The 7519-nt window shown below is 67.6% G+C and carries 8 protein-coding genes; 2 read left to right on the top strand and 6 right to left on the bottom strand.

Translation table 11 applies throughout. From position 1 onward, the window contains the following. Positions 1–171: 171 nt before the first annotated feature. The 4 genes from IE239_RS36165 to IE239_RS36150 form a co-directional block, all read right to left on the bottom strand. Positions 172–1053 (bottom strand): MBL fold metallo-hydrolase, encoded by an 882-nt coding sequence (locus tag IE239_RS36165; RefSeq protein WP_190153723.1) that lies wholly within the window; start codon positions 1051–1053, stop codon positions 172–174. Between the two features lie 400 nt (positions 1054–1453). After that, positions 1454–1891 carry a tautomerase family protein gene (locus tag IE239_RS36160; protein ID WP_190153722.1) on the bottom strand — a complete coding sequence of 146 codons (438 nt, stop codon included), beginning with the start codon at positions 1889–1891 and terminating at the stop codon, positions 1454–1456. A gap of 52 nt (positions 1892–1943) precedes the next feature. Then, the gene (locus tag IE239_RS36155; protein WP_190153721.1) at positions 1944–2849 is read right to left on the bottom strand and encodes an alpha/beta hydrolase; all 906 of its coding nucleotides are present in this window, start codon (positions 2847–2849) and stop codon (positions 1944–1946) included. A gap of 207 nt (positions 2850–3056) precedes the next feature. Beyond that, positions 3057–4028, bottom strand: coding sequence for a helix-turn-helix domain-containing protein (locus IE239_RS36150; RefSeq protein ID WP_190153720.1), 972 nt, complete (start codon positions 4026–4028; stop codon positions 3057–3059). Positions 4029–4114: 86 nt separating this feature from the next. Here IE239_RS36150 and IE239_RS36145 point away from each other — a divergent pair, with 86 nt between their 5' ends. Both IE239_RS36145 and IE239_RS36140 read left to right on the top strand, forming a co-directional pair. Next, on the top strand, positions 4115–5164 hold the full coding sequence (locus IE239_RS36145) for an AraC family transcriptional regulator (RefSeq protein WP_190153719.1): 1050 nt from the start codon (positions 4115–4117) through the stop codon (positions 5162–5164). 183 nt (positions 5165–5347) lie between these two features. Further along, a complete protein-coding gene (locus IE239_RS36140; RefSeq protein WP_190153729.1) occupies positions 5348–5680 on the top strand; it encodes a hypothetical protein in 333 nt (110 codons plus the stop codon). A gap of 127 nt (positions 5681–5807) precedes the next feature. Here the strand turns inward: IE239_RS36140 and IE239_RS36135 are convergent, their stop codons facing one another. Together IE239_RS36135 and IE239_RS36130 are read right to left on the bottom strand one after the other, a co-directional pair. Then, positions 5808–6623 (bottom strand): oxidoreductase, encoded by an 816-nt coding sequence (locus tag IE239_RS36135; protein WP_373308201.1) that lies wholly within the window; start codon positions 6621–6623, stop codon positions 5808–5810. A gap of 378 nt (positions 6624–7001) precedes the next feature. Next, a complete protein-coding gene (locus IE239_RS36130; protein WP_229878587.1) occupies positions 7002–7487 on the bottom strand; it encodes a winged helix-turn-helix transcriptional regulator in 486 nt (161 codons plus the stop codon). Between the last annotated feature and the right edge of the window lie 32 nt (positions 7488–7519).

Below are 7519 nucleotides of genomic sequence, written 5' to 3'. Positions count from 1 at the left end.
TCAACGGAGCACTCCGGGCGGGCGGTCGGCGATGAAACAGGAAGTCTCACGGCGCGAGCCGTAAGAATCTCCTTCCTTCAGGGAGGAGAGCGTCAAGGTGAGTTCACCTATCGGGGGGTGGCGCGTTTCGACGCGCAGGCAACTGCCGCGGGATCCACGTGAGAGGCTCGGTCACTGCGCGGCATCGCGCCGCCCGATCGCCATGATGGCGGAGAACTGGAGCGTCCAGACGTTGCCGTGGTTCGGGTACTTCGCCGTCATGGTGGCCACCAGTTCCTCGGCGTCCTTGGCGACCTCGTAGGCGGCTGCGAAGTCCTGGAGGTAGGCGCGGGTCTGGGCGATCATGGTGTCGACCGCGTGGTCGTCGCCGTCGGGCCTGCGGTGTCCGCACGCGATCATTCGCGGCCGGAGCCTCTCCACGACGTCCACGGTCTCCAGCCAGTCCTGCCACTCCGCGGGCGTCGACAGGCCGAGCATCGGGTGGATCTCGTGGTAGATGGAGTCGCCGGCCACGACGACATCGATCTCGGGGATGTGCACGATGGTCGTGGGATGGATGTCCGCCTGCTTGACCTCGATGATCTGCAGAGGAGATCCGTCGACGTACAGGGTGTGGCCCTCCAACGGGTCGGGAACCGGCCCCGCCAGGACGCAGGCGTCGCCGAACAGCAGCCTCCACTGCTCGGTCTGCATCTGCATGGTCTCCTTGATGGACTCGATCACGTGGGGAAGCGCCACGCACTTCGCCTCCGGGAACCGCTCCAGAAGCGGTCCGAGGCCCAGGTAGTGATCGGCGTGATCATGGGTGATGTAGATCGTCGTGAGCTTCTTGCCGGTGCGCTCGATCAGATCGCCGAGGTCCTGGACGTCCTCCTTGAGGTAGAGCGCGTCGATCAGGACCACCTCGGTGGCGCCGCTCACCAAGGTGGCTGTGGTCGGCGCGAACGTGCCGAACGGAATGCCGGGAAACTCCTCGACCGGAACCTTCGGCCAGCGACCGACGAAGACGGTGGCCCGGACGGGGACGGCCGGCGAGTGGGTGTCGGTGGTCATGAGGTACCTCCGGTAGCAGTGTGGTCGGCCGACGCGGCATGGTGATCGTCGGCGGGTGAAACCACGTTATGAACGCATGATCGTCGACTCATAGAACGAGCGCGCCCGGCGCTGGTACGCGAGTGCCACAGTCCCCCGAGCACCCTCGTGACCGTCGGAGCGGTTGGTCCTGCGGACCCGCAGGACCAACAACCTGGCAGGGGGGCAGCGGCGACGCAGGGCGCAAGGATGATCGCGACGGTCGGAGCGGTGCCCCACGACGTGGTCACGGCGCACTCCTCAGGCGCCGGAGACGGTAGAGGGCCCGGGGCGCGGTGGCTGTCAGCGCCGGAGACGGTAGAGGGCCCGGGGCGCGGTGGCTGTCAGCGCCCGCCGGTGCGCCGGGCCTTCGGTCAGGGGGTCAGCTCGCCCCCTCGTACGGGACGGCCCGGTTCTCCTTGGCCCAGAGCTTCTCCATGTCGGACTCGGGGGGAGGCGGAACGAGGCCCTGGGTACGCCACAGGTCCATGGCGGTCTCGTCGATGTGGACCTCCCAGTCGTAGCCGCGTTCCTTCACGAACGGCGCCAGCTTCTCCTCGATCACCTCCATGCACAGGAACCGCATCTGGGGGTCGTCCATCTGCCGGGCGATGTGGTCCACCCGGATCCGCACGAAGTTGTCGGCCGGCTTGCCGCCGACGTACATGGTGTTCGCCGGCATGTCCTTGAACAGGACCACGACGTAGAACTTGGGCAGGTTGGCATAGTCCACGTAGATCGAGGTGATCGCCTCTGCCAGCTGTTCCTTGTCCTCCGGGGTGTAGGCGTTCTCGGGGGTGAAGATCTCCCAGTACGGCACTGCGGCTCCTCGTGGATGGGTGGCGTGTGGATGTGGCTCTGGTGCGGGTGTCTCAGGCCCGGAGGTACTTGACGAAGTGGTCTCGTGCGGCTGCGGAGCACTCGTCGAACCCGGGGCCGCTGTAGGCGTCGAAGTGGCCGCCCCGGGTGACGATGATCTGCTTCGGCTCCCGGGCCTCCTCGTACGCGTCGAGGGCAAGCTCGAACGGCGCCACCGCGTCCTCGCCCGCCACGATCATCAGGAGTGGGGTCGGGGCGATCCGGCTGATGTAGCTGCCCGGCTCGTACTCGCCCGCCAGCTCCAGGCTCCGGACGGTCATCTCGTTCTTCCAGTTGGGCGCCCGGTCCGCCGACGTCTTGCTGAACCACTCGTAGGCCTCGGTCGCGGGCATCACAGCCTGCGCCGTCGGGTCGGGTGTGACGACCGGGAGCATCGTGGGCTCTCCGCCCGCGAACCGGTGGAGTCGGTCGCCGCCCAGAGCCGCGCGGGTGTGTGCGATGAAGTCAGGCCGGATCAACCGGCGCAGGATGCCTGACCCCGAGACGAAGGGCACCTGGGAGACGACGGCCTTCACCCTCTTGTCGATCGCCGCGACCATGAGGGCGTGTCCACCCGAGAAACTGGAGCCCCAGACTCCGACCTTCGACGCGTCGACATCAGGGCGGGTGATGGCGTAGGTGATCGCGTTCCGGAAGTCCCTGTACTGCAGGACCGGGTCGACCTCCTGGCGGGGAGCTCCATCGCTGTCACCGAAGTTCTGGTGGTCGTAGACGAGCGCGTTGAGGCCGGCTTCGGCGAAGACCGCGGCATAGTCGTCGAGGTGCATCTCCTTGACGCATGACAGTCCGTGCGCCAGGACGACGACTGGTGCGCAGGCGCTGGTGTTCTTGGCCGGATAGAACCAGCCCCGGAGGGTGGCGTCACCCTCGCCCTGGAACTCAATGTCTTCGCGATTCATATGATCTTCCGATTCGCTTGGCGTGTTCCGTCTCTCGCGTCGTGGCCCACTTGGCGTGGTCCGCCTCTCGAGGTGTGGTTCACTTCGGTTGGTCTGTCCCGCGAGTTGCAGCCTTGGACACAGGCAATCTACGAACGCGTGCGGGCGCTTCATAGAACGATTGCGCCGCGCACTGGTACGGCTGTGCCACGGTCTGTGCGCAGCAGGTCAGGCGAATCCGTGAGCTTCGCGATAGTCGCCGGGCGACAACGAGAACTCGCGACGGAACTCCCGCCCCAAGTGGCTGGCATCGCAGAAGCCCCACCGGTACGCGATCGCGGCAATGGAGAGGTTCGTGTTCACCAGGTCGCCCCTGGCCGCTGCCAGGCGGTGTGCGCGGACGACCGATCCGACCGTGTCTCCGGTCGACGCGAAAGCCCGGTGGACCGTCCTGGGTGCAATGCTGTGCGTGGCAGCGAGGTCGGCGACTCTGATCGGGCCATCGGAAAGACGGTCGACGATCCATGCCTCCAGCTGCCGTCGGAGCAGCTGCAGGAACCCACTGCCGCCGGTGTCGGACCTGCTCGCACGGATCACACCGGCGATGAGGACGAGGAGGGCGTTGCGCGTGACCTCGACTTCCGCGGCGGACATCGCCCCGACGTGACGGTCCATGCTCATGAGGAATTCCTGAAGGAGGTGGGCCAACGGGCTCTGAGCGGTCTCCAGGAGCAGGCAACCGGGCACACCACCCCCTGTGTCGAACGGGGACAGGGCGGTCATGGGCACCCTGACCGTTCGCTTGGCCAGGTGCTGCGGGACCACGAACCGTCCGGTCGTGCGGGTGCTCATGATGAGAATCGTCCCTGGCCGGAGGATGACGGACTGGTCAGGAGTCTCGATGATCTGCTCACCGGCGCGAGCGGCGAAGAGCACCAGCGCGTCATCGTCGTGACGCGCGAGGTTGCTGCCTCGGACCCCTTCGACCTGCGGGCAGACCCAGTCGGTGACGAGGAGGTCTCCGAGGTCCAGCTCCTCGATCCGTCCGAAGCCGTCGACCGCTCCTGTGGGGTGCAGGTCCATGCCCGCAAGGCGGTCACGGACGGCGAGCCTCCAGCGGAAGTCGAACTCTCCGGCTGTCGGCAGGTCGGCGGGGCTTAGGATTGATCGGGTGAGTGCCACGGTCTCCTCCGGCTTCATCGACGGGGTCCTCGACGGGGGTGTGGATATGAAGTTTTCTCCGTTGCGCGACTCGCGACTTGTCCTCAAGCGACAAGGATTTGTCCTTGCGTGACACCGACCTGCCCGTCCGGGCCTCGGCCTTGCGGGGGCTGTCCGCGATCGTCAGCGAGGTCGGCGGCCCCGGTCACGAACTCCTCGCGGCGTACGGCTTCGACGAGGCGAAGATCGCCGAGGGCAACTCATTCGTCAGCGTCCGACTGGCCGAGCGTGTTCTCGAGGAAGCGGCCGGCCGGTTCGCGCTGCCCGACCTCGGGCTGAGAATGGCGGCGCAGCAGGATCTGCACATGCTGGGACCGCTGGCGATCGCCATGGAGAACTCACGCACGATCGGCGAGGCCGTCGGGTGCGCGAGCCGGTACCTGTTCGTCTTCAGCCCGGCCATCTCACTCGAGGAGATCGAAGATCCGCTGGGAACTCCCGGGATGATCGGACTTCGCTACGCGAGCACGACGACGAACACTTCGCCGCAGTCGATCGACTACGGCATTGGGATCGTTCACCGCGTCCTGAAGCTGGTCAACGGCGGCGCGCCCTACGGACTTCGTTCGGTCCAGCTTCCGCACGCTCGCCTGGCCACTGAAAGCGCCTACCAGGAGTACTTCGGAGCCGAGGTCAGGTTCGAGTGTCCGAGTGCGGTTCTGCGTGTCCCGAACCAACTGTGCTCAGTGCCGGTCAGCGGCGGCAACAACCTGCTTCGCGACATCGCGATCGGCTATCTCCAGACACACTTCGGCAACAGCGGCGCGCCGATCTCGGAGCTGGTGGCAGCGAGTCTCAGCGAGCAGCACGGATCCGACTATCCGGACCTCTCGAAAGTCGCACGCCTGCTGAGGCTCCACCCGCGTTCGCTGCAGCGGTCCCTGTCCAAGGAGGGCACGACCTTCAGCGGCGTCGTCGACCGCGTTCGCAGGACTCAGGCCCTTGACCTGATCACGACTACCGACCTGTCGTTCTCGCACATCGCGGCCGCACTGGGAATGCACGAACAGTCCAGCCTCACTCGTGCGGTACGTCGCTGGTTCGACACGTCCCCTTCCGGACTGCGACGCGCAGGACAGAAGCCGAAAGGCCACTTCCCTTCGACCGATTCATAGCTCGGACAGCGGCTTCGTACGCCAGGGTGGGCTCCCGCGTCTCGCCGAGCCCGGCAGTGGGCCTGATCTCGTCCTCAGCAGCGACGGGCCCGGCCCGCGCGCCCCGGGGCGAGGGCGCCGCGGCACCCGCCTGAGCAGAGCCGGTCTCACAGCGGAGGCACGGGGCCGGGCAGGTGCGCAGCTGTGCACCGCGGCACGGTCTACCGGCGTTGGCGCGGTGTCGGCGGCCTGCTCGTCGACCTCGTCGACCTCGTCGACCTCGTCGACGCCGTCGGCGAGATCGACTGGCCGCCGCAGGGCACCGGCTCCCTGCGCGAAGATCTGACGCCTCACCAGGAGATCCAGGAGTCGCTGTCGTACAGCCGTCGTTCGCTGTCGCCTGACGGGAGCGAACGCCGGCGCGTCCGGCTTCGGATCACCGCGGGATGCGTGACCCGGAAGAGCCGGTTGGTCGAAGCCCCTGATTGCGCTCTTCCACCCGACGCACCGTATCGGCCTGCGCCGCCGGGTGGGTGACTTCTTTCAAGTCCAGCGCTCCAACCGTCAGTGTGAAGGGTGCTCCTCCGTAGAGCGTCAGCCTCACCGGAAGACCGGCTTCCTCTCTGCGCCGCTGCTGTGCGGGTCGGTCGGGGGCGGGCAGGTGTCAGCCGGCCAGCTGGTTGAGCTTGCGGATCTGCTTGTCGAAGACCCCGGCCGGAGCGATGCGGCGCAGGGCGCTGGCGCGTCCGGCCGTGGGACCCGCGGTATAGCGCAGCCTCGGCTTCGGGTCGGTCGCTGCCGCGACGATGACCCTGGCGACGACGGCGGGGTCGTCGCCGTTCTTGATCGCGGCCTCCAACATGTGGTCGAAGGTGCGCCGCTGGGCCGCGTACACCTCCAGGGGCGTGTCGGGCCGCGGACTGTTGGCCTCGAATCCGGTGCTGGTGTAGGCGGGTTGGACGAGCAGTGCCCGGACCCCGTGCTCGCGGACTTCGTGGTCCAGGGACTCGGAGTAACCCTCGATCGCATGCTTGGAGGCGGAGTAGACGGCCATGTAGGGCGAGGGGAGGAAGCCGACCACGGAGGAAAGGTTGATGATGCGTCCGCGTCCCCGGGCGCGCATGTGCGGCAGGACCGCCTTCACCATGCGCATCACGCCGAAGACGTTGACCTCGAAGAGGGCCTGGGCCTGCGAGACGGAGTTCTCCTCGGCGGCACCCGTCATGCCCATACCGGCGTTGTTGACCAGGACATCGATCCGGCCGAACCGGTCGAACACCTGCTGGACCACGGCGGTGACCGACGCGTCATCGGCCACGTCGAGGTCGAGGAAGGCCACGCCGCCAAGGGGGGTGACGCGGGAGGTGTCGCGGCTTGTGCCGACCACGTCGAAACCCGCTTCGACCAGCGCGAGCGCGGCTGCCTTCCCGATGCCGGATGACGCACCCGTCACAAGCGCCACCGGCCGATGCATGCTCATCATTGACTCCCGGACTCACGAGAAACCGATCGGTTTCCCAAACGTAAACCGACCGGTTTCCATGCGCAAGCTCGAGCACGCCGGAGGCGGACGCCACCGACTCGGCGAGCGGGGCGGCCCGCTGGGCCGTCATCACCGGGTCGACGAGAACCGCGTCGTGGGGGCCAAAGACGAGTACCGGCGAGATGGCGACCGTTCGCGCCGCCCGGCAGCCGGCGCCGGTCACTGCTCTCTGCGGGAACCCAGGGCGAGGTCCGGTCCGGCTCGAGGAACGCGGACTCTCCTCGTCGCGGTGCCGCGTGGGCGATGATCCGGCTCGTCGCCGGCGCGGCCCTCGTGGGGGCCGATGCGAGGCCGGACCTGCGGGAGCCGCAGGGCTCACCCCTCCGGCCGTACCTCGCGCGGTTCAAGGGACAGGGAGTGCGGGGTGATCTGCCCGGCGCAGTGGCGGCATGCGACCTCCGCGCTCAGTGGCTGGCCGCACTCGTGCCGCAAGGCGAGGGCGGGGTGATCCACCGCCCACTTGTCGCCCCATTGCAGGAGGCTGATCATCGCAGGGAAGAGCTCCCGCCCCGCCTGCGTCAGGTGGTACTCGAAGCGCGGGGGATGCTCGCAGTATTGCCGCCGTTCGATCACAGCGGCCGCCTCGAGCTTGCGGAGCCGGTCGGTGAGGATGTCGCGCGAGGCGCCCGTGTAGTCGGCGATCTTTCCGAAGCGGTGCACGCCGTAGGCGAGCTCCCGCAGCGCGAGGAGCGACCATCGCTCGCCGACGATCTCCAGCGCGGCGGCCATCGAGCACGGGCGCACGCCCACCGGCATGTCCGCCATCGCCGACGTCAGGGGTGATGTGACTTCTCCGGACATACCTGACTGCCGGTCCCTGCCCGGTTCGCGCT

Origin of the sequence: Streptomyces humidus, assembly GCF_014649655.1 — a bacterium.
GTDB lineage: Bacteria > Actinomycetota > Actinomycetes > Streptomycetales > Streptomycetaceae > Streptomyces > Streptomyces humidus.
This window is presented reverse-complemented; position numbering and strand designations above follow the sequence as displayed.